Below are 25,630 nucleotides of genomic sequence, written 5' to 3'. Positions count from 1 at the left end.
TCATATGCCGTTTACAAGACTCCTTACGTTCTCTTTAATATCTTCTGACTTCATTATGCTAGATCCAACTAGGAATGCGCCTGCACCGCATTTTTTTAGAAATTGTATGTCTTGGGGGGTTTCAATTCCGCTTTCAGATACTATGATTCTATGATTATCAAATCCTTCCAGCAGCTTTTTTGTTGTATTAATGTCAATTTGCAAGGTGTCTAGGTTTCGATTGTTTATTCCAACTAGATCCGCCTTTGTCTTTAGAGAATTGGTAAATTCTGATTTTGTGTGGGCTTCTAATAATACCATTAGGCCGTTTTTGTGCCCATAATCGATATACTCGTCAATATCCTTGAGCAGACCAACATCAAACAACGACTGGATTAATAACATGTAATCTGCGCCTATTTTTCTTGCCGCATCGATTTGCACCTTGTCAACTACTATATCTTTCATCAACATTGGGATTTTTACCTGCTTTCTAATTTCCATGAAATATTGCGGTGAGCCCTCAAAAAGATATGGTTGTGTGAGAACTGATAGTGCCTTGGCTCCTCCCCCCACCATGGCTTGAGCAATCTGAACCGGGTCAGATTTTTTGCGTATTTTACCTAGTGATGGAGATGAGAACTTTACTTCGGTGATTAGTGATGCATGCTTATTTTCTTTTATTGATTGTATTAGATCAATTTTTGATTTTGGGATTTTTTCTGTTATGTCATAAATGCCGTCAGATATTGCCTTGTGGGAATTGTCAAATAATTTCTGTAGCGTTTTCATTGTGTAATCTCCTTTAACTTGGAATAATCACCACAATCTTTGACAAAATTTTCAAAGTGAGAAAATGCCTGACCAGAATTTATTGATTCCAGTGACATTTCCAGTCCTTCCTCTAGGTCTTTGGCAACATTTCCTACAACTAGGCCCGCAGCTGAATTTAGTGCAGTGATCTCTATTTTGGCCTGGCTTGCAGTACCATTTAGAACTGTAACAAATGATTCTATGGCCTCTTGTTTTGTTGATATCTGCAAGTCCTTAATTGTTACCTGGTGCAATCCTAACTTTAGCGGGTCGATTATCATTTTTGCCATATTTCCATCCCGCAGAAAGCAGATCTTGTTCTTTGATGTGGTGGATAATTCATCTAATCCATCCTGGGAGTGAACAGTCATGATATTTTGTGCACCACATCTTTTCAAAATACTGACTAATCTCTCTAGATAATCCTCGGAAAAGACGCCTATTAGCTGGTGTTTTACGCGTGCAGGATTGCACAATGGTCCTAAAACATTGAATGCGGTCCTGGATTGGAGCATTTTTCTAGCAGCTGCGACATTTTTCATTGCAGGATGGAATCTCTGTGCAAACAAAAATCCGATTCTGTGTTTTTCAATTATTGATGTTATCTTGATAGGGTCCATATTTAGATCATAGCCAAAATACTCGAAAATATCGGCACTACCAGAAATTCCTGATGATGAGCGATTACCGTGCTTTGCCACTATCCCCTTGCAGGACGCAATGACAAATGCCGCAGTGGTAGAAATATTGAATGTCTGTAGTTTGTCACCACCCGTTCCGCAAACGTCTATTATGGCATACTTGCATTTTGGCGATATGTGGATACCACGCTCTTCCATTTTACCAAGCATTGTTAGCAATTCATCGTCTGTTTCGCCCTTGTTTGCCAAATGCTGCAGAAAAACGGCCTTTACTTGGTCAGATGTCCCCTCGGTTAGAAGTAGTTCCATTGCCTTGCCCATCTCATCATGCTTGAGATTTGCGCCGACTTCGAGTCTTGCAATGTAGTCTTCTAACATTTTTTCACCTTGTTGATAAAATTCTGGAGGATCTTTTTTCCTTCTGTGGTTAGTATCGATTCTGGGTGGAACTGTACTCCTTCGATTAGATAGTCCTTGTGCGATACCCCCATTACTTCACCGTCGTCTTCAGATATTGCGGTTACTTTTAGAACATCTGGTATGATGGTCTTATCACCCACCAGAGAATGATATCTCGTTGCACGAAACGGGTTTTGCACACCAGAAAATAATGAATCAGAATAATGCTTGATCTGGCTTGTTTTGCCGTGTCTTGCGCAACCTGCATTGACTACTTTGCCACCAAATTCATGTATTATTCCCTGGTGTCCAAGGCAAATTCCAAGAATTGGTGTTTTTGGCCCTAGCTCGTGAATCACATTGGAACAGATTCCAAAATATCTTTTGTCTTCAGGAGTACCTGGACCTGGTGATATTATTATTGCGTCATAGTTTCTTTTTTTTATTTCATCCAGAGTTATCTTGTCATTGCGTATGACGTCGGATTCCACACCAAGATCGCCCAACAGATGTGCAATATTGTACGTGAATGAATCATAATTGTCAATGACTAGAAATTTCATTTTGTGGACTCCTTTAGCGCTGCGATCATGGCCCCAGCCTTATGTTCCGTTTCCTTGAACTCGCCTTTGGGTGTGGAGTCTATGACAATTCCTGCACCTGATTGAATGAAGCCTTGAGTACCATCAAAAAAGATACTTCTAATTGTTATTGCAAAATCACAACAACCATTGTTGGAAAAATATCCAACAGCCCCTGCATATTGTTCTCTGATATCGGGCTCTAATTCGTTGATTATCTCCATCGCCCTAATCTTCGGTGCACCAGATACAGTTCCTGCAGGAAATACTGCCTCAAATGCAGAAAACATATCATTTTTTTCATCTAGCTTTCCAACAACATGAGTCACAATATGTTGTACATGTGAAAATCGCTTTATCCGCATTAGTTCTGGTACACGAACAGAGCCATATCTGCAGACTCGACCCACATCATTTCGTCCAAGGTCAACTAACATTGTATGCTCAGCGATTTCTTTTTGGTCGGATAGCAATTCCTGCTCTAATTGCTTATTTTTTGCCTCATCGTCTGTGATTTTGCGTGTGCCTGCAATGGGAAATGTCTCTACTTCCTCGCCTGTGACTCGGACTAGCATTTCAGGACTACACCCAATGTAGGTTTTTTGTACAAACTTCATGTGGTATAGATATGGTGATGGATTGAGTGCACGCAGCTCCTTGTATACGCGCAGAATATCACCAGACGCTGAAAAGTTAAATTTTCTAGATAATACCACTTGAAAGATATCGCCAGAGTGTAGGTATTGCTTTGCCTTGTTCACTATATTAGTAAATTGTGATTCGTCCATGTTTGTTGTGATATCAGATAGAGTGATGTTACCAAATTTTCTCTCTGATTGTTTTATCTGATTTATTCTGTTTTCATCATAATAGAAGTATAATGATTGCTTTGTTTTGTTGTCGTATAATATTCCGTCCTGGTAGATTCCAAATTCCATTATTGGTTTTGAATTGTCATTGATTGGAATGTTTTCGTACAGTTTTATAGCGTCATAGTTTATGATTCCGACTGCACCGCCCAGGTATCGATGTGACTGGTCTTGGGTTGGTGTAATGAATTGTTTTAATTCTGCTACTGGATCTTTGGTTGGAATTATTTTGGTAGTGCCGTCCTTGTATGATATTACAATTCTATCTGAATATCCTTGGATGATTATCTTTGGATCAAAGCCAATGATAGATGATTCTGCCATCTCTTCAGGACCAGTCAGTGATTCAAAGAGAAATGTGTGGGTGTAATGTTGTTCTAGTTTGGAATAGATATCGAATTGCGTTCCAGGTAGGCCTAGGGGTATTATAGTACAAGTATGGTTACCAAAGGTGGCCACCCATAGTGTTGCTTGCTGATTTGGGATATTTAATGAGTTGTTTGTCGCGAGTTTTTGGTAATTTTTTCAAGAATTTGGGATAATTTACGCATGATCAGGCTCCAATGTTGTAAGAATTACGGTATGGTACGGTACCTTTATATGCGATCTTGATCTATTTGTATTATGAGTCAGATGCTTGCAAAGCCAAAATCTCATGTGCTGTATTCGGAGATGTATTTTGGCAAGCCGCAAATTCCACTGAAAAGCTCTGCAACCGAAGTAATGTGCGCCTTGTGCAAGTCGGAGTTAAGGGAGGGAATTGGCATTACTGCAAAAAAGATTGGGGATAGAACCGTTTTTGTTTGCAGCGTCCATGGATTCTAGTTGTAAAACTGATAAAGCAGCTACAAAGATACCAATCCATGACTGATTTTATCTACGAGCCCTACAAAAAAATCCACGTCCATGATTTGATAAAGATGAGTCTTGATGATCTAGTTAGTATGATTTCTACATTAGAGTCTGCAAATGCATATTGGGCAGACGGGGTGTTGTTTGTGAGCTTTTCAATTTCGGAATCAGATGAGCTTGGGAAAAAAGAGATTGAAGGTGAGACATATTTGGACAGGGTGGTATTTTGCAAGTATGATACATATACTAAAACAGCAAAATCAAGCACCAATGTAGAAATTAACGTGATTAATGTTCAGACCAGTCATCTGTACCATGATTTGGTGTCTTGGCTCAAAAAACAATCGGTGTGGAATGAATGATAGATGAGAAATCAAACTATATTGCCACTGATGGTAAAATTACAAAATCTGAGATTCCAATGGATGATCTTATCGCATACTTTAGGGTAAAGTGTCGCAATTGCGGTCACCACAGAATAATGCATGATGGTATGGGTAAATGCCAGGGCGTAATGAACAAGCCATGCAACTCTGGCTGTGATAATTTTATTCCGGAAATCTGAGAAATACTCTTAACTGGATTGTATGTTGGTAGAATAATGTATGTTGCAATAATAGACATGCCTCTCAAGGAGGACAAAGAAGAGGAATTTGCGACTTGGATTGCAGAAACAAACAAAATTCTTGCTAAAAATCCAGGATTTGTAGGAAGAAGGCTGGGCAAATCAAGTGACGGAAAGTATGTCATTATTGCAGAGTTTGAGAGTGAAGAGTCACATCATAAAATACACCAGACACAAGAACATCATCAGATAGCAATGCAGTTAATGGGATTTCTAAAGCAAGGACCTTCTAGAAAGTTTTACGATATAATTTCTCAATAGATATCTTGTAAACAATTCTGCAAATCTTACCAGAAGAAAGTCAGCCTATACTCTGACATGGAGATTTTGACTCTATGAACTAATGTCTTCAAATGAGGATAGTTTTCGTGATTCCTTATCAATTCTGGTAGATATGACGTCTAATTTGATAATAACTGAGATTTGGAATGATAATAATTAATTTCGTTTAAGTTGTGACTCTCTTGCATAATCATGGACTTACTCCACATCAATTTCCGAAAAGATTTCTCTTGGAGACTATCGATTTAGCAATAATCGTGTTTAATTTACCAAATAGGACTAGTCACAGCACCTTGTGCTGCAGAGCCTACCAGTGATGCATATTTTGCCAATGCCCCGGATTCATAGTTTGGTTTTCTTGGCTTCCAAGCTTTTCTTCTGTTTTCCATTTCATCAGAAGAAATATGCAAGTCAATCTTGTTGGTTTCTGTATCTATAGTGATTTCATCACCATCTTGCAACAAAGCAATGTTTCCGCCAATAAAGGCCTCTGGCGCCACATGTCCAATCATAAATCCGCGAGTCGCTCCTGAAAATCTGCCATCGGTTACCATTGCCACTTTTTCTCCTAATCCTTGGCCTACCAATGCAGCAGTGACTGCCAGCATCTCTCTCATTCCAGGACCACCCTTTGGACCCTCATATCGAATCACAACCACGTCGCCTTCCTTGATTTTGTTCTGTGATACTGCATCAAAAGCAAGCTCCTCCCTGTCGAAACACTTGGCTTTTCCGGTGAATTTGGTAATCTTTACGCCAGACATTTTTACTACGGCACCATCTGGAGCCAGTGATCCTTTCAGAATTACAGCAGTACCGGTATTGTGTAGTGGGTTTGTCATGGGTTTTATAATATCGTCATTTGATGGCGGCAACACAATACTATCCAGATTTTGCTTCATTGTTTTGCCGGTTATAGTCAACACATTTTCATGGAGTAATTTTCTGTCTAACAATCTCTTTAACATCAATGGTACACCACCTACTTTATCCAGATCATTCATGACATACATTCCACCTGGCTTCAAATCAGCAACATGAGGTACTTTTCTTCGAATTCTCTCAAAATCATCATAGGTCAGATTTACCTTGGCCTCATGTGATATTGCCAGCAAATGCAAAATGGCATTGGTAGAGCCACCGATTGCATTCAGTATGGTAATAGCGTTCTCAAATGCCTCAAATGTCAAAATATCCCGCGGTCGGATATTGTTTTTCAAAGCCTGCACACATGCAACACCTGTATCGTACACCATCTTCTCACGTCTCTCATCCTCAGCTGGGGGAGAAGCACTGCCAGGTAATGCAATCCCTAATGCTTCAGAAATTGACGCCATTGTATTCGCAGTAAACATTCCACCGCAGGATCCTGCAGTGGGGCAAGCATAGTTTTCTATACTTTTTAGAGATTCCAGTGTAATCTTTCCGGCATCATATGCTCCAACTGCCTCGTAAACGTCTTGTACTGTAAGCTGTTGACCGTTAAGCATTCCAGGCATTATTGTACCGCCATATACAAAAATCGACGGCAGGTTTAGTCGCGCCATCGCCATCATTGTACCAGGAAGGCTTTTGTCACACCCTGCAATTCCTACAAATCCATCATACTGGTGAGCGCGCACCATTATCTCTATCGAGTCCGCAATTATCTCGCGAGATACCAGAGATGACTTCATACCTTCGTGGCCCATCGCTATGCCATCGGATACTGCTATTGTGGAAAATTCCCTTGGGGTAAATCCTGCATCAGATACTCCTTGTTTTGCCCTAATAGCTAGTCTTGGCAGGTGGATATTACATGGCGTTGCCTCATTTCCTGTATGGCACACCCCGATAAACGGCTTATCCAGATCATTGTCTGTTAATCCCATTGCCTTGTACATTGCGCGGTGTGGCGCTCGCGCGGTACCAGACACTACATTTCTACTTGAAATCTCCATTATATCACCATTTTACGCAATAGCATATTAGAATTTGGCTGATTCTCAGCTTATTGCTTCTCTATGAAGAGCCCATCTAGTTCCATTAGGTAGTTATCTATCTGGGTCTGGTTTTCATTGCCGTATAGCACTAGGATTCTGTCATCTTCTTTGAGAATATGGTTGCTCAGTGTTGGTACCTTTTCGTGATTTACATAGAAATTTAATGAATAATCCTCGTTATTGCAGAATGTATGTTCTGGTTTTTTGTCTCGGAACACAAAGCATTCATCATCAAATCCTATCTTGATTGAGTCAAAGAGGAATCCAAGTGGAACATTGGATGCGTGTCTGTGGATGGTGTCACCATTTTGGCTCTCAAAGTGGATATACGGACTTTTTACTTGATAATCCGGTAGAGAAAAGTCGAATTTGTCACCAAAGATCCTGACAAGAATGGCTGCATGCTCGTGTTCATCCCCTAGTCTGCCGGCACCAGGAGGTCCTGACATTTGGGTTCCTGTGACTGCTATTTTTTCATAATAAGTATACGATGCAAATGCTATAATTCCGATTATTACAGCAAAAATTCCTGCTGCAATCAGCTTGTTTTTCTGTTTTTGTGACTTTTGCTTGGAAGCATAGTTTTCCCTCTCTTTTTCACGTCGGGAATCTCGGTTTTCACCCATGGTTATTCGTACTCCAATACCAGTACTAATTTAATCAATCGCATAACCATAATAAAATCCAGTTTTAATGATTCTCTAGTTGAGCTGCATTTTTTGTGATATCATATCAAAGAACAGGGAGGGGCATTTCATATACGAAGATGACAACCATGTGGCATTTTTGGATAAGTATCCGATTGACAAGGGTCACGTTTTAGTCGTGCCAAAACACCACTATGAAAAGATAACAGACATGTCAGAAAACCAAGTAGGTGATTTATTCTCAAAAATTCCAAAAATTGCAAAAGCGATAATGGCATCAACTGGAGCAGTTGCGTTTTCTTTGGCGCAGAACAATGGACGGGCTGCAAAGCAGATAATCCCGCATGTTCACGTGCATATCATACCAAGATATGCCGAGATGGGCGCAGTCTGGACAAAGAGAACCATACCAAGCTCAGAAGAATTAGATAATCTGGCCAGCACAATAAAGCAAAATCTCTAGTCGAACATTTGGTCTTTTAGTCTGTTCAAAAATTCATAGATTCTGTTTATTTCTGGAATTACCCAGAAATCATATCAAACATTTTCGCCTCGGAATTTTCCACTTTTTATATGCTTGACTGGGTTGACATGTGTATCCAATTTTAGAATCTGAGAACCGGAAGACCACTAACGATACAGTAAACACACGATTCCAATTCCAAATATGATTCAAATTTTCGCCTTGAGAGAACATTTCACCATATGATAATACGAAAAAAACAGGAACTAGTCTTTGATCAAAAAACACAAGCTAGAGATTAGGATTATACCTCAAAATGGCTGCTGCTTTTCCAAGGCTAGATAGCATCACTCCGTATTCTGACAAACCAGAAATGACCTCGATTTTTGTGCCAACAGGAATAGCTATCGTGGATAAATAATCCACCAAATCCTGTGATGCCTCTGATTGGTCCATTGACTTGCAGGAAGGACATGGTTTGTTTAGCAGTTCTGTCCTTCTTGGTATTAGCTTTGAATGCTCTAGAATTTCTTCTTGAGTGTTCTTACATCTATTACAGGTAATCTCTAATCTGTTTAGATTTGTGTCATCCGTTATTAGCAAAATATCGACTACATTGTTTTTGAGCAATTTTAGAATATCTTGTAGGCCGTACACCCCAAGACCAGTTCTATTGTTTATCTCTCGGAACAATCTCTCAACCAGTTTTTTTTCTTCAGCTAGTCTGAAATCTGACAAAACATCCTGAGCCTTCATGAATGCTTCACGAATTCCTTCAGAGCCGGAATACGAAGTGTCTAGTGTTGCAAGTACTTTGTCCTGAAGTCTATATTCGAGATAGTTTTCCTTTAGAAAATCCTCCTTTGTCGGTCCAGGCCCAGAGACAATTAGGCCCTTGATTGGATAAATGTCTATGAAAAATTCCTTGGTAACTTCGGCAACCCTGTTATAGTAATATGATAATTCCATTTCCCGCAGTCTCTCAAATCTTCTGGCAGATTGACCTCCCTGTCTGTGTTTGCCAGCAACACCGGAGCTTGTCTCGCGCAATACCTCAATTTTATCACCGTGTAGTAAACCCCATCCTGCATCTTTAGTGTCGATTGCCAAAAATCCAATGAGGTTGTCGTCTTTTAGCATGTCCTTGAGAATATCTACATGGAAATGATCATCGCATCTATACAATGACGTGGTAAGCTCTTTTGGCGGCTCTAACTCCCAGACCTTTATTACCTCGCTTCCTATTGGTCCGCCTCCTTCTGGTGGTACTGCACCACAAAATATGACCAACCCTCGATCGGGAGCTTCTTTGTACAGCTTTAGCCTCTGCTGGACTCTGCCCAAAGCATCCACTACATGAGTCCTAGTCATGGCAGACTTGATGTTATCGGCAGTTCCTTGCTCTTCTCGTAATTGGTTTATGACCAAGTGTAGCTGCTTACCCTTTGGAATATACACCGTGATAAGCTCAGTTCCCCTACCTGAAATTCTTGATAATTCGTCTAACGTTCTTTTAATTTTGTAAATCTTGACCGAGTCTTGTTTTTCTATGTTGATTTTTCCCAATGAAGACAAGCTTTTTCGAATGCCATATTAAGATTCCAAAATAGCACATCAAAACACTACAAAATGCCACATTAGTCAATAAAAATCAGACAGTGCTTAATCCATGCAAAAACAGACCTGCCAATTCCAAATATAGGACTATCCAAAGTCATTCCACTATAAAATAACATGACATGGGCATTATCACATTTACGATTTGGTGTGAGTTCAACCTATAACATCAACCCCCGACCCTGTACACACTAGTCAAGCTTGGAATTTTAATGCGTGTAAACATATGCCAGACGCAAAACTTGTAAAACAAAATCTTATTTCTGGATATGTCTACTAGGACAAGAAAATTTGGTGGTGTAGAACCTCAATATACCATGAATGCATCAAGTAACGATTGCACCGGGGATTGTTGGAATCAAATCCAAAATATATTCACAATCCAACAATACGATTGTAATTGTCTAGATTAAATTTCATCTAAGACCTTTCGGAACACTTCTAGCGACTGGTTGCCGGTAATCTTGATTACTTTGTCTCCAGATATTACCAAAAATGAAGGTGTTGCATCAATATTGATTTCTTTAGCAAAATCATACGTTTCTAGAACTCTATCTTGATATTTCTTGGAATCAAGACACTGATTCATGGAATCGACATCCACTCCGGCAGTCTGTGCGAACTTGGAGATTGAATCCCGATTAATCCAGCCGGTCCTCTCGCCGTTCCAATTGTGGTATATTTCGTCATGCATTGCCCAGAATTTTTCCTGTTCATTTGCGCAATGAGTCGCCTCTGCTGCAAGTACAGAGTCAGGACCGTTTAGAGGAAAATCAACAAAAACAAGGCTTGCCTTGCCAGAGTCAATGTATTCTTTTTTGATCACATCGAGGCTGGATTGGTGGAATTTGAAGCAGAATGTGCACTGATAATCACCAAACTCCACTATTGTGATTTGTGCAGACGAATCTCCTACGTGTGGAGAGCCGCGCTCTATTAGGTCAGACAATGTAAAATCAAAATCATCCTGAGATGTATTTGATCCAAAAAAAACTACCACAAAGATTGCGGCAGCTATTCCAATTCCAACAGGAATTGCAAGCGTCACTTTGGACATACCTTATGCGGTTATATGACAAGACAAATAGTTTTGCTATCCACATTTTGTCAGGGCATACAATGCCGTGTTTTTTGCAATGCTGCAAAACCCAGACCCAATAGAAATGGATTTGGATTGCTGGGCTTTGAGGCGAAATCCGTAGTAAGCATGTTGTGTTTTCGGCATTAGTGCACTGGTTTGGGGGTGATGTGAAAGAAGCAACCCCTGAATCATACCTACTAGAAAAGACACCAAAACGACATTATCTGTTCTCATTCCATATAACTAGAACAATAACATTTTATTTAATGAGGAGAAAACGTAACACAGTAACTTGACTAGACGATTTACTTTACCTCAGCTGAAAAAATACGACGTCACGCAAAAGGTAATCGAGGCCTTGGCCGATGCAGAATCGAGAACCATACTTTTCTCGGTAATAAAACAAGGAAAGACAGCAGCAGAAATATCAGACAAGTACAAAATTCCCCTATCTTCTGTTTACAAAAAGTTATCAGACCTCGAGGATCTTACTCTGGTCCACGTGGAACGCTGGATGATATCTGACAAGGGCAGAAAATTCAAGGTCTACCGCTCCAGAATCAGCAAAGCAGACATTTCAATCAAAAAACCAGAGCCCGTTCTGAGTCTTGCACCAAACCTGTGAGTATTATGCTAGACAAAAAGTCAACCTACAACCTCAGTCAGTACGACGTAACTCAACAAATTATAGAGACACTCGCAAATGTGTATTCCCGTGCAGTCCTGTTTTGTATAATAAACAAGGCAAAGGATGCACAGACAATAGCCGATGATCAGAAAATGTCAATTTCAACTGTATACAAGATACTATCCCAGCTAGAAGATCTCACACTAATTGAAGTAGATAGGTACGAGATATCCGATGCCGGTAAGAAAATAAAATACTACAAATCGAGAATCAAAAAAGCAGAAATTATTGTCGGCGGCAACACGCCTGTTTTGAATCTCCAATCAAACTGAACGTATTCTAGAATCGCAGAATGTCGCTGCATCGTCTGTGATTCAAGAGGAAAATAAACACATCATAACAAACCCAATACTGTTGATATCTGATTTGCACAAAAAAATCCACACAATGGTGATAGACGGAGGAATGTAATGGTAATAATGGGAGTGCTGTCTGCAGAGGCATTGATCATTTCAAAGTAAAGACTGACTGTCTTCAAGTAGTGACTTTATCTAATTTCTTTATTTTTGAAGCCTGTTTTATCTCTCGAGCAATTCGCCTACCCATACTCATTGGGATATCATATAGTAAGGTAGAGTATGGAGAGCCTTCCATGTAGATATTGGTTCCAGCAACTATTCTTGCAGAAAATTCAAAGCTCCAGAATTTTCCGTCCTGATCATAGACTCCCTCTATGCAAAACGGACCGTTCATGCCTGGCTTCACCAACCTTCTTGATGCAGACACAAATCGCTCACCCATCTGGTATACCTCATCTAATAGCGATTCTCGTAACACCATTGGGCTATTCCCTATAACATTAAACGAGGAAATGTAATCCATTCCTAGCTGTTGTTGTGATGGGATTCTTGCTAGACCCTCAATGTCTGACTCGTGTCTTTTGTCAACACCAAAGAATTCCAGATCGTTATTGAGCGGAGAATAGAAAAACTGCAGATATGCCAATACTCCCATGACATATTCCTGTATGTATAGGTCAGAGTCGCCCTTGATTAGGCCCTGCTTAACAAGAATATCGCGCTTTTTGATGTAATCTTTCTCTGAGCTTGCTAAAAAGTAGCCCTTGCCGCCAGCTGCACCATGTCTTTTTGCGATTACTAGACGCTTGATCTTCTTTGGGCTAGATACTGCCTGTGGGACGTTAAGCTTGGATTCTATCATGAGTTGTTCCTTTAGTTTTCTGTCGGACTCCCATCTCAGAATCCATTTGTTGCCAAACACAGGAGTCGTGATGGATTCAATCTGTTTTGTTGACATTTGCGCAATCAGAGTGCCATGTGGAATCAATACGGCATTGTTCTTGTCCAGCACGGTAGTGCATTTTTTATCCAGTACCTCTTCAAATGAATCAACCAGAATCATCTCATCAATAAAATCAAATCTCTTGTATAGTCGCTCTCGCTTTTTTTCAGACACTAGAATGGTCTTGAGGCCCTCATCCTTTGCTCCCTTGAGCACCTGCAGAGCGCAGTGCGAACCTAGGGTTGCGACGGAGACCATGATATTTTGGATAAATTCAGCCTTTATGAAAGTTCAGCTTGTGTCTTGGAGACAAATGCAAATACTTCGTCTATTAGATCCATGGTGAGGTCTTTTTTGAGATCCTCAGGGGTTGCCTTGAGAATAAAGTCAATCAATGTGGTATTTTTTGGCATTGTGTCTGGGTTTTTTGTATACATGGAATAGACCGAAATTGCATTAGATATTACAACTAGAAGCTTTTCTCTGTCAGATAAGACCATGATAATACTATTGGGCCTGGTAATTTCTAGTCTTTTTTTTGCCTAGATGGCTGATATTATACACCATCGATGCCATACTATGGGGTAAAGGACTTTGCCGAAGCAAAATCTGCAACCACAGTGTTCTCGCCTGACCAACTAGTAACAGCATCCGCAAGCGTTGTCTTCCTAATTGGAGGCAACTAATTTCTTTTTTATTGATTGATGAAATCTTCGTATTGTGATAATTCCTCTATAGCAGAAATTCTTCCACGGGTAATCTGCACTAGACGTTTTTTGTATGAAAGATCAATCCGAGTTCTTCGCTCAAGTTGCTCGATTACCTTTCTTGCGAGATACTTTCCCTTTCGGTCGGAATCAAATAATAAAATTAAATTCTTATCAGATACAGAATCTGCAAATTTAGTCATACCACCAAACTTGTGATACTCCAGAATTTGTTGGCTACAACCAAGGGATTTGAGTGCTGCAGTATCTCTTTTCCCTTCTACTATTACGACACTTGATGATAAGTTCAATGACACAATGAAATCCCGAAGATCGGAAATCTCATCGTATGAAATCTCCACGATTGTGGAGTGGTCCAATATCTAATCTTGTGTTGGAGTGAATATTCATGACAAAAAGATGGACAAATTGTCAGTATGTAAGAACAAAATCTGGATCTTTTCTACGCAACCATTTTAATAATTTCGGTTCACATCATATCAAGAATCCCCAAAAGGTGAATTACAAATTCACTGTGCCAGTCAAAGGGTCTTGGGAGCACTTTTTAGCTCTCGAGACTCTTTGCTCATAAAATGTCGCGTTTTGAAAGTTCGTCCTGAGCGTTTTTGATCTTTTGATCATATGCAATATCATATGTGATGTCTAGAAGCTGGGCCTTGCTGGAGATCGATGTTATCTCATCGTCTTTTTCTACAGTAATTTCGTTTTGCAAATCATGCTGAAGGGTTAGTAGTGTATCTATACTATCTGCCAGAACCATTCTTACTTCCTTGATATAGTCCACAATATCCTCGTTTCCGCTCATGGTAACATGGATCTAGAATTGTCTAATTAATTTTTCAAGTGTTCAATATGAAAATCTAGGCTCAAAGTGCCTCTTTCATAAAAATAAATACAGACTGCCAAGCACAGATACCATGATAGGCACAGACCTAGAAAAATGGCGTAGGACCCATTATTCTAATCAGTTATCGGTAAAAATGGAAAACACTGATGTCATAGTAATGGGCTGGGTCCTATCGGTTCGAGGCCACGGTAACATTTCGTTTATGGCATTAAAGGATAAAGAAGGTGAAATTCAGATAGTTGCAAAAGCGGGAAGTTGTCCAGATGATGTGCGAGAAAAAATATCACATCTAAAAGCCCACTCGTCAGTTGGGGTACTAGGTACGATAAAACCATCGGAAAAGGCACCAAACGGAATAGAAATCATACCAAAAGAGCTCAGGGTCTTCTCCGAAGTTGAAAAAATTCCGCCATTTGAGCCATATGCAAAGACAGTCAAAAACATCGATACTAGACTAGAGATTCGACCAATTGATCTGAAAAGAAAGCCATTGCAACATGTCTTCAAGGCGCGAAGCCTGGTTCTCAAATCAATTAGGGATTATTTTTATGAAAACGGATTTTTAGAAATCAACACGCCAAAGATGATTGCAACTGCAACAGAAGGCGGCGCTGCACTATTTCCAATATTTTACTATAACAAGGAGGCATTTTTGGCTCAATCCCCCCAGCTGTACAAAGAACAACTAACGATGAGCTTTGAGAAAGTATTCGAGATTGCACCAATATTTAGAGCGGAGCCGTCCAGAACAAACCGACACCTATCTGAGGCAATCTCGATAGACCTAGAAGAAGCATATGTGGACTATAATGACATCATGCAGAGAATCGAGGATTTGATTAAAGCATCAATTAGAATAGTATCCGAATACGCTAAAAACAACCCAGAATCCGAATTTGTCGTGCCGGAATTGCCAGACAAAATCCCACAATATACATACGCAGAACTAGTCGATAAAATGCAGAAGGTAGGCGCAAAGACAGAGTGGGGCGATGATCTATACCCATCAAATCTTAAAAAAATTGGATTGGAAGGATTTTACTTTATCAAGGACTGGCCTACCGGACCCAAGCCATTCTATGTCAAAATAAACAAATCAGATCCAAAAATATCTGAATCCTTTGACCTAATGTTTGGAGATTTGGAGTTATCCTCCGGAAGCACGAGGGTTGAGAAAAAAGCAGAGCTAGAAGAGAGGATGAAAAATAAAGGACTCAAAGTGGACACATTCGAGTACCACCTTCGGGCGTTTGACTATGGAATTCCACCGCATGCAGGCTGTGGAATAGGACTAGAGAGACTAATCATGGCTCTGACTGGAACTGAAAACATAAGAGACACCACCCTGTACCCAAGAGACGTAGACAGGCTAACGCCTTAGGTGAAACCTTGGTAACAAAAGAAGACATTGAGCACATTGCAAAGCTAATGAGAATAGACATTGAAAATTCCGACGAGTATTTTGATCGGGTAAAAAAAATTCTTGGTTATTTTGATATTTTAGACAAAGCAGACATTGAGGGAGAGGAAGTACCGGTGCAACAGGTTGCAATTGATGAGCTTAGAGAAGATAAACATGTAGGATTTGATGATTCTCTAATACAACAACTCAAAAACTACAAGGGCAGCTACGTCCGCGCACCTAAGATGAATTAGATGAATCTTGGAATCTCTGCCATAGAATACATCAATGGCATCAAAAACTGTACAATAACGGCAGAGGAATTTGTAGCAAAAACTCTGGAGCATATAAAAAAAGTAGAGCCAAAATTGCATGCCTTTATTTCATTAAATGATGATGCGTTAGAACAGGCAAGAGCAATAGACAAAAAGTTAAAGGCTGGACAAAACGTCGGTGCATTTTATGGAATGCCAATATCAGTAAAAGACAATATTTGCATCAATGGTGGCAAGACTACATGTGCATCAAAGATGCTTGCGAATTACATATCCCCGTATGATGCAACGGTAGTATCCAAGCTAAAATCCCAAGATGCGATAATAATTGGCAAGACAAACCTCGATGAATTCGCAATGGGTGTTGCAACCGAGTTTTCCGCATTTGGCCCAAGCAAAAACCCATGGAATACTGACTATGTTCCGGGAGGATCGTCTGGAGGAAGTGCTGTGTCTGTTGCAGGCCTCGAATCAATATTATCGCTGGGCTCTGATACTGGAGGCTCTGTTAGAAATCCAGCCAGCTTTTGTAGTATCGTTGGACTAAAGCCGACATATGGGTTGGTATCCAGATATGGCCTAGTGTCATATGCAAATAGTATTGAACAGATTGGTCCGATGGGTAGGCGAGTAGAAGATGTCGCATTACTACTAAACCATATTGCAGGAAAAGATCAACATGATCCTACCACAATAAACAACAAAAACCAAGACTATCTATCTGGAATTGATGCCGGAATATCTGGCAAGAAAATTGGAATCATAAAAGAGATGAGTTCCGGCGCCGGATTGGATGGTACGGTAGCATCCGTGTTCAAAAACTCGGTATCTGCATTTGAAAAGATGGGTGCCAAAATAGAAGAAGTATCACTAGATATGGTGGAATATACTGTTGCGACATACTATGTTCTTACTACGGCTGAGGCCGGAAGCAACCTGTCTAGGTATGATAATTTACGATATGGGTATGACTTGGATTCGGAAGGATATGAGTTTAAATCATATATTTCAAAGGCAAGGCGCAGCTTTGGTCCAGAGGTAACAAGAAGAATGATTCTTGGTGGATTTGTACCGTCTGCTGGATTTGCAGGAAAATACTTACTTAAGGCCCTAAAAGTAAAAAGTAAGCTCAAGAAACAGATCCAATCCGCATTTTCAAAATGCGATTTTCTAATATCGCCCACTGTACCTGTATTGCCATTTAAGTTTGGGGAAAAAATAGACGACCCACTTGCAATGTATCTTGCCGACATCAACACAGTTACTGCCAACTTGACTGGAGTTCCAGCAATTTCAGTTCCGTATGAAGTCAAAAACGGATTGCCAGTAGGAATTCAAATTCATGCCAATACCCTACAGGAAAAACAATTGCTTCAGGCAGCATATGCACTACAAAGCACGACCAAATTACCGGAGGTTCCACTATGATAGGCCTAGAAATCCACTGCCAGCTGACCAAGCTAGAAAGTAAGCTTTTCTGTACTTGCAAGGCAAACTATCGCGGATTTGAGCCAAACACAAACATCTGTCCAGTATGTATGGGAATGCCAGGCACTTTGCCAAGACTGAACAAAAAGGCAGTAGAAAAGGCAACGATGATTGCAATGGCACTAAATTGCAAGACGCCAAAAAGCCTTGGCTTTTTTAGAAAAAATTACTTTTACCCAGATCTGCCTAAAAATTTCCAAATAACCCAGCTGAATCTGTATGGTCCAACCAGTATTGGTGAACAAGGCAAGATATCCATTGAGGGAAAAGAGATTAGGATCAGACGAATCCAAATCGAGGAGGACCCAGGCAGGCTAATCTATGAGGGAGCATCAGAGAGAACCGCAATTACCCTAGTTGATTACAATCGTGCAGGCACTCCCCTAGTAGAGATAGTAACTGAGCCGGATTTCGATAACCCGCGACAGGTGCGAATCTTTCTTAATGTGTTATCGGATTTGCTTGAAAACCTAGGCGTATCAGACCCAACTCTGGAAGGCGCCATGCGTGCAGATGCAAACGTCTCCATCGAAGGCGGAAATCGAGTAGAGGTCAAAAACATTGGCTCATTTCACGATTTGGAAAAGGCAATCCACTTTGAGCTTACGCGCCAGACAAGCCTCAAAGAAAGAGGCATAGAAATTGCACAAGAGACTCGTCATTGGGACGACAAGCGAAAAATAACAATATCATCCAGATCCAAAGAAGAGGACGAGGACTATAGGTATATCCTCGAAGGCGACATACCGTGGGTAATAATGGACGAGGCATCACTCGAATCATGGAAGAAAAACATGCCAGAGAGCATCAGTTCCAAAAAGGAAAGATACGTCGTGAAATACGGTATCCCTGGACAGGTGGCAGACGTCCTGTCCTCTGACAAATATTATTCTGATTTATTTGAACAGGCACATGATGAATCAAATGCCAAGGAAATTGCAAACATGATCACAACTGATCTGATGGGCCTAGTTGACACCAGGGAAAAGCGAGAGCAATCCAAGCTAGTTCCAAGACATCTCTCTGATCTAGTATCAATGATAAGTTCTGGCAAAGTAACCAGAATCTCTGCAAAAAATGCATTGCAAGAAATTATCAAGACCGGAAAATCAGCATCAGATATCATATCCAGTACAGGTTTAGCAAAAATCTCTGACGAGTCAGAGTTGGGCAGAATAATTGACGACATAATATCCAAGGAAAGCACTGCAATCCAGCAGGCAAAGGAAAATCCTCAAACCATAAACTATCTTGTTGGAAAAGTAATGCAACAAACCAAAGGAAAAGCTGACCCGACAATAACACTAAATCTATTCAAGAAAAAAATTGGAATCTGAGATTAGTGCCGACGAGGCAGAAATTATACGAATAATATCAAAATTATCGGAGTTTTCATGGCTTAATACAGCAGACCCAGGTAAAATTAGGCACGAAATTAGGAACAAAATAGCACAAGTCCTACACGAATATTATCTAGAAAACACAAGAAACGAAAAAGGAGCCTGGATTACCAAATTTACATCTGTTGGAATAAACGAGGATGATGGAAAGACCATGATCTCCTGTGCAAGGCGCCTTGGATTAGTAATTTTCTGACCATGTCTTTTGTGTTTATTCCATCAAAAGAGCAGACTGAAAACTCGAACATTTTTCGATTTATGCAAAAACATGGAATTTCATCTTTGAAGGATCTCCATAGAAAGTCAATATCTGATGTCGATTGGTACTGGGATGCAGTAAATGAAGACATTGGAATAATCTGGGACAAAAAGTATACAATTGTTTCTGATTTTTCTGCTGGAAAGCCATGGGCAAAATGGTTTATTGACGGCAAGATAAACATCATAAATTCCACAGTAACTAAATTTGCCAAAAAAACGCCAGACAAAATTGTGTATTATTTTGTATCAGAAAATAATACTGTGAAAAAAATCACATATTCACAGCTAGAAATCCAAGTGAATAAGCTTGCAAATGCATTATTGTCGTTGAATATCAAAAAAGGCGATGTCGTTGCAATTTACATGCCGATGATCCTAGAATCAATCATTGCCATATTGGCATGTGCAAAAATAGGTGCAATCCAGACAACAATATTTTCAGGATATAGCTCAGATGCACTAAACATTAGGTTAAAGGATTCAAAAGCAAAAATCTTGTTCGTATCTGATGGATTTAGTCGCAAGGGAAAATCAATATCTCAAATAGACGCAGCACAAAATGCATTAGAACAAACCAGTATTGAGAAAATAGTCATAGTCCCATATTGTAGCATTGACAAATACACTTTTTCTGACAAAATTCTAGACTATGCAGAACTGGTGGCCAATCAATCAGAGACATGCCAGACAAGAATAATGGATTCGGAAGATCCTCTGTTCATACTATACACATCAGGCACGACTGGTAATCCAAAAGGCGTCATTCATACGCATGGGGGATTTGCGGTTTATGCGGGCCACCAGGCGTCATACCTAATTGATCTGACACCAAAAGATGTCTTGTTTTGGCCTGCAGACATTGGTTGGATCACAGGGCAAGTGTGGAATGTATATGGATTGCTCGAAATTGGTGCAACTGCGACAATCTATGATGGTGCAATTGATTATCCATGTCAAGACAGAATATGGGAGTTGCTCTCAAAATATGGAGTGACAGTTTTTGGAATCTCTCCTACGGCAACCAGGATGTTTAGAAAATCCGGAGTCAATCCAAGGGAAAAATTCAATCTGAATAAAATTAGGATAATCCCAACTACAGGAGAGCCAATAGATGAAGAATCCTGGTGGTGGTTATATGAAAAAATTGGCAACAAAAAAATCCCAATCATGAATTTGGCTGGTGGAACCGAAATAGGTGGAGCAATGCTATCGGTATTTCCTGGAATGAAATTAAAGCCAACCACGGTAGGCATGCCATGTCCGGGGTTTGATCTTGACATAATAGATGAAAACCAAAATTCTTTGGTAAATCAAAAAGGCTTTCTTGTAATAAAGGCACCATGGCCTACAATAACGCGTAGCTTGCTTGGAGATGATTCCAGGTACATCCAAACATACTGGAGTCAATTCAAGGATGTCTGGTTTCACGGTGACTTCGTAGTCAGAGATTCTGATGGATTGTGGTATATGCACGGCCGAGTAGATGATGTAATCAACGTTTCAGGCCACAGGCTAAGCACTGTAGAAATAGAACGGGTTGTTTCTTCACATCAAAAAATTTCCGAATCTGCAGCAATATCAATCCCAGATGACATTACTGGTGAAGCAATAGTAGTGTTTGTTGTACTCAGAGATAAACCAGTCCAAGACATTCAGACACAGATCCAGAACTATGTATCAGACAAAATAGGCAAGCTCGCATGTCCAAAATCAATTCATGTCCTGTCAGATATGCCTAAGACACGCACAGGCAAAATAATGAGAAGACTATTGAGGGCAAAACTGCTAGGTGCGCCGCTAGGAGACTTGTCTGGCCTTGAAAATCCATCAATCTTGGACGAAATAAAACAGAATAGCTGACCTATTTTTACTCTAGATATTTCCAATACTTTTCCTATTCAGTTCTTTGCAGTTAGATTTTTGTGTAGTTAAATTCCAGTTTTACTCGAAACCGAGTGTTGTATAAGTTTGAAACACTGCATACAGCATGGTAAGAAAAACCAATTATTATTTCAGAAAATGAAAAATGGGTAACCATATAGTTCCCCCACAAAAGTATGTGGTAAAATCAACAAAAAATCAGGCATATCAAAGAAATCAAAAGAGAAGAAAGGCTGGATAAATAATCTATTTTCGTATCTTTTTGATCTCTTGGGAAATCAGCGGCAAAAACGCCCCAACATCAGTGACTATTCCCAGTGCCTGCCATGTACCCCTATCCATCAGCTTTGTAACCGTTGGCTGGTTAATGTCAACCACGATAACCTTTACGTTTGCTGGAAGCATGTTGCCAGTAGCAATAGAATGAAGCATCGTTGATATCATAATTACCATTTTTGCGTCCTTGAGTACCTTTTTGTATTCATGTTGAGCGACTGCCGTATCAGTAATGACATCAGGCAATGGCCCATCATCCCTAATAGAGCCTGCCAAGATGAACGGGATTTTCTTTTTGACGCATTCATACATTATTCCACGCTTCAATGTTCCTTTTTTGACCATCTCAGAAATAGAGCCTGCCCGAAATACTGCATTTATTGTGTCCATATGGTTCCTATGGCCCTTGATTGCAAGTGAGCCATCATGGACATTCATGCCAAGCGATGTTCCAAGTGTCGCATATTCAATGTCATGTACTGCCAAAGCATTTCCGGCAAGAACACCATCAATGTACCCTAGCCTAATCAGCTCTGCGATAGAATTGGCTGCACCAGTATGAACAATAGCAGGACCTCCAACTAGGATGATTTTGCCGGCAGATTTTTTTGTCTTGAAAATGTCTTCTGCCACTTTTTTTGCAATGTGCTGAGTTGGACGCTCTGATGAACTACTGCTTCCCATAAACGCAAATACGTTAGAGCCCTCGCGGGGTCGCTCTGGTGGAGTTATCTTGACTCCAGTTTCTCCAACCACAATTAGGTCACCTTTTCTGATATCGCGGATTGGTGTGCAGTTTGCTCTTTTCCCCTTTACTACGATACACTTGTCCATCATCATGTTATCCACTGTAATCCACTTGCCCGATAGCAAAATTTCTGTGGTATTATTGGTAGTAGAATAGAAATCCTCCGGCATCAACATGTCTTTTGGTGCTGGCTTGAGCATCACGTTTTTGCCAATAGTTGAAGTTGCACCTTCGCGATAGACCTGCTCTAATATCTTGTCCAAGTTTCCTTGGTTTCTGCCCTGGATTAGCAGCTTGGCATAGCTTGGCTCTTTTTTCTTTTTCCCAACGGTCATCTGCAAGACTTCAAACTCACCACCAAGATCCATTATCACATCAAAAATCTTGGTCAGTATCATGGAATCAATTAGGTGCCCGCGTACCTCTACTTCAGATGAAAATTTTGTCATATCCTTACTATCTCCTTAGTATTTACTACCAACCCAGTACGAATTTAAAATATATCCCATGCACAAAATTTGACCACACTACACAGGCAGGATTACCTTGCCTGCGAATTTGGGAATGCCGTCCTTTTCGAATTGGGCCACTAGCTGCTCACATTGTTCTTTTTGGACTCCCTGCAATATGGCCTTGGAAAATCCACCCCTGTCGCAAATTGCAACGATATACCCAGATGTGTCAGTTAGGACAAATCCGCTGGACTCATCTACTATTGCATAGAGGTTTTCCTCACCTACCGGCTCCCAGACATCGGACTTTGAGTTTTGTAATGCAAGTGCTGGCATTGCCCTGTTGTTTGTCAGCTTGTTTAGATATTCTCGCGATGCCGCAACTCGTTTCTGTCCCAATTTTAGAGCAACAAAATACTGCAACAATACTAATCAATACGATAATTATTAAAATGTAAAGAAACCACCACTGTATAATGCCACTGACAAACCAAGTTATCATTTTACTAAACGAGATTACCGCAAACGTGCAAAACAAAAAGACACTTAGCACGCAGGATGAAATCTTCATCAAGGACACATTTGGCAAGATCCTAAATTCAGGCCAGCGTTACGACGTAGACGAAATAGAATCATGGTTTGACAACGAGGGAACCTGGACTCACAAGCCCACAATAATCCGAATAACAAACATGTCGCACTACGTCCAGTCAAGATTTGAACAGGCTCCAAAAAAACTCAAAATGATATCAGACCACGACAGTTGCGGATGCGACTAAGGCTCGATTTTCTCCAGCAATTTCGATATTGTCTTGCTGTTTTCTTCTCTTTCCGATAAAATCTCATCCAATCTTTTTCTGCTAAATTCTCCCGGGTTACCTGAGATTATCTGGAAATATTCATCATCTAGGGTATGGTTTGCCTGAAATCTTTTGATTATCTCAAATAATATGCCGATTAGCTCGTTTTGTGCAATGATGAGTTCATCTTTTTTCTGTGTCGACATATTACGGATCCAGCGTATTCCACTATAAAACCATCCAATGTTTATTCAATTATTTCAACTAGAGATTAACTCGCAAAATTTACAATCCAAGAGATTGTACTTAAAGGAATCGCATTCGCTTCTGTGACTAGGTTGGCCTTGTAATATCCAATTGGATAATTGAGCTCTTTGGAGATTCAATATGTGTTGAAAGCTAGCGAGATATGGGCTCTATATTTTATTTTAGAATACCGTTAAAATCAGATCCTGCCGGATTTGCCTATGATATTTTTTCTAATAGTTTTTTGACATCAGAATCCAAAATGTGTATTTTTGCAGAATCAAAAAACGGCTCCAGTTTCTTCTTTTGGTATGATTTAGAGTAGACTCTGGCTTGAAGTGCCATTTCCAGCTTATCCACATCATGAAGCAGTCTTGCCTCACGTGTAGAATTTTTTTGGTATTGCATCCAGATAGTCCAGTATTGTTTTTGCGTTTTTACATCCAGATATGATAGAATTTTTTTCATTGCGGAATTTTCCAGTCGGATTTTTTTAGTTTTTGGACAGTCTTCCGGCGTCAAATCCCCAGTTATGGACTCTGCTAGATCGTGGAGTATTGCCATTTTGAGGATTTTTCCAGTATCTAGTTTTTTGGCATCCGATAATACCATTGCAATTGCAGCAACCGAATATGTATGGTCTGCTACCGATTCTGGTCGAGCAATTCCAAGCTTTTTTTGCCAACCAGCCCTAGGAATCGTCTTTAGTTTTAAAATAAATTCAAAGAGGGATTTAGAATTTTCGAGTGTCGCCTTCAAGCAGGCCTGATCCATGATGAACCCTGTCTATATGCTTTGAGAGATCTTCCTTGTTGTCAAATTGAGATTGGCAGTAAGGACATGAGACTTTGGTCATATTCCCCCACAATCGATGCTTCTTTTAAATTATTAGTGATAATCAAGAGATAATAATTCCATGTGTGTTTAGCACACAAGTTGAAAATCTATACAAAGACAGGCGACGACGGGACAACTGGCTTGCAGGGAGGCACAAGAATATCAAAGTCAAATCTTCGAATCCGAGCATATGGGACAGTAGATGAAATCAACTCGGTTTTAGGCATAATTCTCACACAAAATCTAGACTCTGAAATAAAATCACTGCTAGTACAAATCCAAAACGAGCTTTTTATCGCAGGCTCGGATCTATCGAACCCAGATCTATCAGACCAAAAAACTCGAATCACAGAATCCATGATACTAAACTTAGAATCACACATCGACAGGTTTGAATCAGAATTAAAACCGCTTACAAACTTTATTCTGCCCGGAGGTAACACAGTTGCGGCATTTTTGCATCTTGCTCGAACCACGACAAGGCGGGCAGAGACTATTTCTGTGGAATTATCAAAAAAAGAAACAACGAACATTTCCTGCCAAAAATACCTAAACCGATTATCCGATCTTTTCTTTGTGATGGCCCGCTTGGCAAACAAGCGTACCGACACGCCAGACGTAATTTGGAAGCCATAATCAAAAGACACTTTAATTCCTAAATTTGGAGCAAGTTTAACGCCAAGGTAGCTCAGCCTGGGAGAGCACTCCGCTGAAGACGGAGCCGTCGTGGATTCAAGTCCCACCCTTGGCATACATCGTATTCTTTAAGTGCCTACTCCGCATATCATATCAGAAATGAGAAGGGTTGGCGGTAAAACTCATGTCAGATCATACAATAACAAAAAAAGTGACGATGTTTTCTATACCGACACTCAGTCAACATGGGTGTGGAATAAAATCGAGGCTAAATTAAGCCCTAAAAACATAGAATTATTGAAAAAATACCAAGATGTTCTAATTACTTCGGCCATGGCAAAAATTACCATACTAAAACAGATCAAAACCCTCTATTATCTAACAAAGTTTTATGGTAAAGATTGGGATAAATTCTCCAAAGAGGATTCAGTAAAGCTGGTTTCTCAAATAATGCAGTATTATTCTAGAACTGGACAGGAAACTAACACAACTTTTGACTTCAAAAAGATTCTCAAGTTATTTGTCAGATGGATAAACACAGGACAGAGGCTAAAGGCAGACAATGATTTGCCTGACCCGGAATCTATCCGAT

General features: G+C 40.1%; 32 protein-coding genes and 1 tRNA gene. 17 read left to right on the top strand and 16 right to left on the bottom strand.

Features of this window, described 5'->3' with window-relative positions; translation table 11 throughout:
* The 4 genes from FJ354_00165 to FJ354_00150 are packed head-to-tail and all read right to left on the bottom strand — an operon-like array spanning position 1 to position 3,741.
* Positions 1 to 771, bottom strand: a complete 771-nt coding sequence (locus FJ354_00165) for an indole-3-glycerol-phosphate synthase (protein ID MBM3905086.1) — start codon at positions 769 to 771, stop codon at positions 1 to 3.
* Positions 768 to 1,811 (bottom strand): anthranilate phosphoribosyltransferase, encoded by a 1,044-nt coding sequence (gene trpD, locus FJ354_00160; protein ID MBM3905085.1) that lies wholly within the window; start codon positions 1,809 to 1,811, stop codon positions 768 to 770. The genes FJ354_00165 and trpD overlap by 4 nt, the downstream gene beginning before the upstream one ends.
* Positions 1,805 to 2,395 (bottom strand): aminodeoxychorismate/anthranilate synthase component II, encoded by a 591-nt coding sequence (locus FJ354_00155; protein ID MBM3905084.1) that lies wholly within the window; start codon positions 2,393 to 2,395, stop codon positions 1,805 to 1,807. The genes trpD and FJ354_00155 overlap by 7 nt, the downstream gene beginning before the upstream one ends.
* Positions 2,392 to 3,741 carry an anthranilate synthase component I family protein gene (locus FJ354_00150; GenBank protein MBM3905083.1) on the bottom strand — a complete coding sequence of 450 codons (1,350 nt, stop codon included), beginning with the start codon at positions 3,739 to 3,741 and terminating at the stop codon, positions 2,392 to 2,394. Before FJ354_00150 ends, FJ354_00155 begins: the two co-directional genes overlap by 4 nt.
* 165 nt (positions 3,742 to 3,906) lie before the next feature.
* Between FJ354_00150 and FJ354_00145 the strand changes: the two genes are divergently transcribed.
* Genes FJ354_00145 through FJ354_00130 form a run of 4 tightly spaced genes read left to right on the top strand, consistent with a single transcriptional unit; the run spans position 3,907 to position 5,020 of the window.
* Entirely contained in the window at positions 3,907 to 4,107 is a 201-nt protein-coding gene (locus FJ354_00145) for a hypothetical protein (protein ID MBM3905082.1), read from the top strand.
* Between the two features lie 38 nt (positions 4,108 to 4,145).
* Positions 4,146 to 4,496, top strand: coding sequence for a hypothetical protein (locus FJ354_00140; GenBank protein MBM3905081.1), 351 nt, complete (start codon positions 4,146 to 4,148; stop codon positions 4,494 to 4,496).
* The gene (locus FJ354_00135) at positions 4,493 to 4,699 is read left to right on the top strand and encodes a hypothetical protein (protein MBM3905080.1); all 207 of its coding nucleotides are present in this window, start codon (positions 4,493 to 4,495) and stop codon (positions 4,697 to 4,699) included. The genes FJ354_00140 and FJ354_00135 overlap by 4 nt, the downstream gene beginning before the upstream one ends.
* Positions 4,700 to 4,735: 36 nt before the next feature.
* Entirely contained in the window at positions 4,736 to 5,020 is a 285-nt protein-coding gene (locus FJ354_00130) for an antibiotic biosynthesis monooxygenase (protein MBM3905079.1), read from the top strand.
* 287 nt (positions 5,021 to 5,307) lie between these two features.
* Here FJ354_00130 and ilvD read toward each other — a convergent pair whose 3' ends face one another.
* The gene (gene ilvD / locus FJ354_00125; GenBank protein ID MBM3905078.1) at positions 5,308 to 6,981 is read right to left on the bottom strand and encodes a dihydroxy-acid dehydratase; all 1,674 of its coding nucleotides are present in this window, start codon (positions 6,979 to 6,981) and stop codon (positions 5,308 to 5,310) included.
* A 50-nt stretch (positions 6,982 to 7,031) separates the two neighbouring features.
* Positions 7,032 to 7,649, bottom strand: coding sequence for a protein-disulfide isomerase (locus tag FJ354_00120; protein MBM3905077.1), 618 nt, complete (start codon positions 7,647 to 7,649; stop codon positions 7,032 to 7,034).
* 79 nt (positions 7,650 to 7,728) lie between these two features.
* On the opposite strand from FJ354_00120, the gene FJ354_00115 reads away from it, so the two are divergent.
* Complete coding sequence (locus tag FJ354_00115; GenBank protein ID MBM3905076.1) at positions 7,729 to 8,133, top strand: HIT family protein; 405 nt, start codon at positions 7,729 to 7,731, stop codon at positions 8,131 to 8,133.
* Positions 8,134 to 8,424: 291 nt separating this feature from the next.
* Here FJ354_00115 and prf1 read toward each other — a convergent pair whose 3' ends face one another.
* Positions 8,425 to 9,699, bottom strand: coding sequence for a peptide chain release factor 1 (gene prf1 / locus FJ354_00110; protein MBM3905075.1), 1,275 nt, complete (start codon positions 9,697 to 9,699; stop codon positions 8,425 to 8,427).
* A 460-nt stretch (positions 9,700 to 10,159) separates the two neighbouring features.
* The gene (locus FJ354_00105; protein MBM3905074.1) at positions 10,160 to 10,807 is read right to left on the bottom strand and encodes a disulfide bond formation protein DsbA; all 648 of its coding nucleotides are present in this window, start codon (positions 10,805 to 10,807) and stop codon (positions 10,160 to 10,162) included.
* A 316-nt stretch (positions 10,808 to 11,123) separates the two neighbouring features.
* Between FJ354_00105 and FJ354_00100 the strand changes: the two genes are divergently transcribed.
* Positions 11,124 to 11,456, top strand: a complete 333-nt coding sequence (locus FJ354_00100) for a helix-turn-helix transcriptional regulator (GenBank protein MBM3905073.1) — start codon at positions 11,124 to 11,126, stop codon at positions 11,454 to 11,456.
* Between the two features lie 5 nt (positions 11,457 to 11,461).
* A complete protein-coding gene (locus FJ354_00095) occupies positions 11,462 to 11,791 on the top strand; it encodes an ArsR family transcriptional regulator (GenBank protein MBM3905072.1) in 330 nt (109 codons plus the stop codon).
* 202 nt (positions 11,792 to 11,993) lie between these two features.
* Here the strand turns inward: FJ354_00095 and FJ354_00090 are convergent, their stop codons facing one another.
* The 4 genes from FJ354_00090 to FJ354_00075 form a co-directional block, all read right to left on the bottom strand.
* Positions 11,994 to 13,019: a formate--phosphoribosylaminoimidazolecarboxamide ligase gene (locus tag FJ354_00090; GenBank protein ID MBM3905071.1), complete on the bottom strand. Its 1,026-nt coding sequence runs from the start codon at positions 13,017 to 13,019 to the stop codon at positions 11,994 to 11,996.
* A gap of 23 nt (positions 13,020 to 13,042) precedes the next feature.
* Positions 13,043 to 13,261, bottom strand: a complete 219-nt coding sequence (locus tag FJ354_00085) for a hypothetical protein (GenBank protein ID MBM3905070.1) — start codon at positions 13,259 to 13,261, stop codon at positions 13,043 to 13,045.
* A 194-nt stretch (positions 13,262 to 13,455) separates the two neighbouring features.
* On the bottom strand, positions 13,456 to 13,830 hold the full coding sequence (locus tag FJ354_00080; protein ID MBM3905069.1) for a topoisomerase: 375 nt from the start codon (positions 13,828 to 13,830) through the stop codon (positions 13,456 to 13,458).
* Positions 13,831 to 14,054: 224 nt separating this feature from the next.
* Positions 14,055 to 14,294 carry a hypothetical protein gene (locus FJ354_00075; GenBank protein ID MBM3905068.1) on the bottom strand — a complete coding sequence of 80 codons (240 nt, stop codon included), beginning with the start codon at positions 14,292 to 14,294 and terminating at the stop codon, positions 14,055 to 14,057.
* Between the two features lie 112 nt (positions 14,295 to 14,406).
* Here FJ354_00075 and aspS point away from each other — a divergent pair, with 112 nt between their 5' ends.
* From aspS to FJ354_00045, 6 genes are all read left to right on the top strand, one after another.
* Positions 14,407 to 15,717 carry an aspartate--tRNA(Asn) ligase gene (gene aspS, locus FJ354_00070; GenBank protein MBM3905067.1) on the top strand — a complete coding sequence of 437 codons (1,311 nt, stop codon included), beginning with the start codon at positions 14,407 to 14,409 and terminating at the stop codon, positions 15,715 to 15,717.
* A gap of 8 nt (positions 15,718 to 15,725) precedes the next feature.
* Positions 15,726 to 15,992: a hypothetical protein gene (locus tag FJ354_00065; GenBank protein MBM3905066.1), complete on the top strand. Its 267-nt coding sequence runs from the start codon at positions 15,726 to 15,728 to the stop codon at positions 15,990 to 15,992.
* Entirely contained in the window at positions 15,993 to 17,441 is a 1,449-nt protein-coding gene (gene gatA / locus FJ354_00060) for an Asp-tRNA(Asn)/Glu-tRNA(Gln) amidotransferase subunit GatA (protein MBM3905065.1), read from the top strand.
* A complete protein-coding gene (gene gatB / locus FJ354_00055; GenBank protein ID MBM3905064.1) occupies positions 17,438 to 18,838 on the top strand; it encodes an Asp-tRNA(Asn)/Glu-tRNA(Gln) amidotransferase subunit GatB in 1,401 nt (466 codons plus the stop codon). Before gatA ends, gatB begins: the two co-directional genes overlap by 4 nt.
* Positions 18,828 to 19,097, top strand: coding sequence for a hypothetical protein (locus FJ354_00050; protein MBM3905063.1), 270 nt, complete (start codon positions 18,828 to 18,830; stop codon positions 19,095 to 19,097). The genes gatB and FJ354_00050 overlap by 11 nt, the downstream gene beginning before the upstream one ends.
* Before the next feature lie 62 nt (positions 19,098 to 19,159).
* Entirely contained in the window at positions 19,160 to 21,022 is a 1,863-nt protein-coding gene (locus tag FJ354_00045) for an acetate--CoA ligase (protein ID MBM3905062.1), read from the top strand.
* Between the two features lie 267 nt (positions 21,023 to 21,289).
* Here the strand turns inward: FJ354_00045 and FJ354_00040 are convergent, their stop codons facing one another.
* Together FJ354_00040 and FJ354_00035 are read right to left on the bottom strand one after the other, a co-directional pair.
* Complete coding sequence (locus FJ354_00040; protein MBM3905061.1) at positions 21,290 to 22,516, bottom strand: TIGR00300 family protein; 1,227 nt, start codon at positions 22,514 to 22,516, stop codon at positions 21,290 to 21,292.
* A 78-nt stretch (positions 22,517 to 22,594) separates the two neighbouring features.
* Positions 22,595 to 22,942 (bottom strand): hypothetical protein, encoded by a 348-nt coding sequence (locus tag FJ354_00035; GenBank protein ID MBM3905060.1) that lies wholly within the window; start codon positions 22,940 to 22,942, stop codon positions 22,595 to 22,597.
* A 53-nt stretch (positions 22,943 to 22,995) separates the two neighbouring features.
* Between FJ354_00035 and FJ354_00030 the strand changes: the two genes are divergently transcribed.
* Complete coding sequence (locus FJ354_00030; GenBank protein MBM3905059.1) at positions 22,996 to 23,298, top strand: hypothetical protein; 303 nt, start codon at positions 22,996 to 22,998, stop codon at positions 23,296 to 23,298.
* Here the strand turns inward: FJ354_00030 and FJ354_00025 are convergent.
* A complete protein-coding gene (locus tag FJ354_00025) occupies positions 23,295 to 23,525 on the bottom strand; it encodes a hydrolase (protein ID MBM3905058.1) in 231 nt (76 codons plus the stop codon). The two genes, FJ354_00030 and FJ354_00025, sit on opposite strands and share 4 nt — an antisense overlap.
* Positions 23,526 to 23,784: 259 nt before the next feature.
* The gene (locus FJ354_00020) at positions 23,785 to 24,339 is read right to left on the bottom strand and encodes an HD domain-containing protein (protein MBM3905057.1); all 555 of its coding nucleotides are present in this window, start codon (positions 24,337 to 24,339) and stop codon (positions 23,785 to 23,787) included.
* A 162-nt stretch (positions 24,340 to 24,501) separates the two neighbouring features.
* Here FJ354_00020 and FJ354_00015 point away from each other — a divergent pair, with 162 nt between their 5' ends.
* From FJ354_00015 to FJ354_00005, 3 genes are all read left to right on the top strand, one after another.
* The gene (locus tag FJ354_00015; GenBank protein ID MBM3905056.1) at positions 24,502 to 25,038 is read left to right on the top strand and encodes a cob(I)yrinic acid a,c-diamide adenosyltransferase; all 537 of its coding nucleotides are present in this window, start codon (positions 24,502 to 24,504) and stop codon (positions 25,036 to 25,038) included.
* Positions 25,039 to 25,079: 41 nt separating this feature from the next.
* Positions 25,080 to 25,153 (top strand) — tRNA-Phe (locus FJ354_00010).
* Positions 25,154 to 25,335: 182 nt separating this feature from the next.
* A partial coding sequence (locus FJ354_00005; protein ID MBM3905055.1) for an integrase occupies positions 25,336 to 25,630 on the top strand: 295 nt, incomplete at its 3' end.

The organism is Nitrososphaerota archaeon (genome assembly GCA_016872055.1).
Classification (GTDB): Archaea; Thermoproteota; Nitrososphaeria; order Nitrososphaerales; family Nitrosopumilaceae; genus Nitrosotenuis.
Note: the sequence above shows the minus strand (reverse complement) of the source record. Positions and strands in the feature narration are given on the sequence as shown.

What these genes read in the sequence shown, in the direction of transcription:
- FJ354_00165 (MBM3905086.1), bottom strand. Translation starts at nt 771, where the DNA reads ATGAAAACGCTACAGAAATTATTTGACAATTCCCACAAGGCAATATCT.
- trpD (MBM3905085.1), bottom strand. Translation starts at nt 1,811, where the DNA reads ATGTTAGAAGACTACATTGCAAGACTCGAAGTCGGCGCAAATCTCAAG.
- FJ354_00155 (MBM3905084.1), bottom strand. Translation starts at nt 2,395, where the DNA reads ATGAAATTTCTAGTCATTGACAATTATGATTCATTCACGTACAATATT.
- FJ354_00145 (MBM3905082.1), top strand. Translation starts at nt 3,907, where the DNA reads ATGAGTCAGATGCTTGCAAAGCCAAAATCTCATGTGCTGTATTCGGAG.
- FJ354_00140 (MBM3905081.1), top strand. Translation starts at nt 4,146, where the DNA reads ATGACTGATTTTATCTACGAGCCCTACAAAAAAATCCACGTCCATGAT.
- FJ354_00135 (MBM3905080.1), top strand. Translation starts at nt 4,493, where the DNA reads ATGATAGATGAGAAATCAAACTATATTGCCACTGATGGTAAAATTACA.
- FJ354_00130 (MBM3905079.1), top strand. Translation starts at nt 4,736, where the DNA reads ATGTATGTTGCAATAATAGACATGCCTCTCAAGGAGGACAAAGAAGAG.
- ilvD (MBM3905078.1), bottom strand. Translation starts at nt 6,981, where the DNA reads ATGGAGATTTCAAGTAGAAATGTAGTGTCTGGTACCGCGCGAGCGCCA.
- FJ354_00120 (MBM3905077.1), bottom strand. Translation starts at nt 7,649, where the DNA reads ATGGGTGAAAACCGAGATTCCCGACGTGAAAAAGAGAGGGAAAACTAT.
- FJ354_00105 (MBM3905074.1), bottom strand. Translation starts at nt 10,807, where the DNA reads ATGTCCAAAGTGACGCTTGCAATTCCTGTTGGAATTGGAATAGCTGCC.
- FJ354_00095 (MBM3905072.1), top strand. Translation starts at nt 11,462, where the DNA reads ATGCTAGACAAAAAGTCAACCTACAACCTCAGTCAGTACGACGTAACT.
- FJ354_00090 (MBM3905071.1), bottom strand. Translation starts at nt 13,019, where the DNA reads ATGGTCTCCGTCGCAACCCTAGGTTCGCACTGCGCTCTGCAGGTGCTC.
- FJ354_00085 (MBM3905070.1), bottom strand. Translation starts at nt 13,261, where the DNA reads ATGGTCTTATCTGACAGAGAAAAGCTTCTAGTTGTAATATCTAATGCA.
- FJ354_00075 (MBM3905068.1), bottom strand. Translation starts at nt 14,294, where the DNA reads ATGAGCGGAAACGAGGATATTGTGGACTATATCAAGGAAGTAAGAATG.
- aspS (MBM3905067.1), top strand. Translation starts at nt 14,407, where the DNA reads ATGATAGGCACAGACCTAGAAAAATGGCGTAGGACCCATTATTCTAAT.
- gatA (MBM3905065.1), top strand. Translation starts at nt 15,993, where the DNA reads ATGAATCTTGGAATCTCTGCCATAGAATACATCAATGGCATCAAAAAC.
- gatB (MBM3905064.1), top strand. Translation starts at nt 17,438, where the DNA reads ATGATAGGCCTAGAAATCCACTGCCAGCTGACCAAGCTAGAAAGTAAG.
- FJ354_00045 (MBM3905062.1), top strand. Translation starts at nt 19,160, where the DNA reads ATGCAAAAACATGGAATTTCATCTTTGAAGGATCTCCATAGAAAGTCA.
- FJ354_00040 (MBM3905061.1), bottom strand. Translation starts at nt 22,516, where the DNA reads ATGACAAAATTTTCATCTGAAGTAGAGGTACGCGGGCACCTAATTGAT.
- FJ354_00030 (MBM3905059.1), top strand. Translation starts at nt 22,996, where the DNA reads ATGCCACTGACAAACCAAGTTATCATTTTACTAAACGAGATTACCGCA.
- FJ354_00025 (MBM3905058.1), bottom strand. Translation starts at nt 23,525, where the DNA reads ATGTCGACACAGAAAAAAGATGAACTCATCATTGCACAAAACGAGCTA.
- FJ354_00020 (MBM3905057.1), bottom strand. Translation starts at nt 24,339, where the DNA reads ATGGATCAGGCCTGCTTGAAGGCGACACTCGAAAATTCTAAATCCCTC.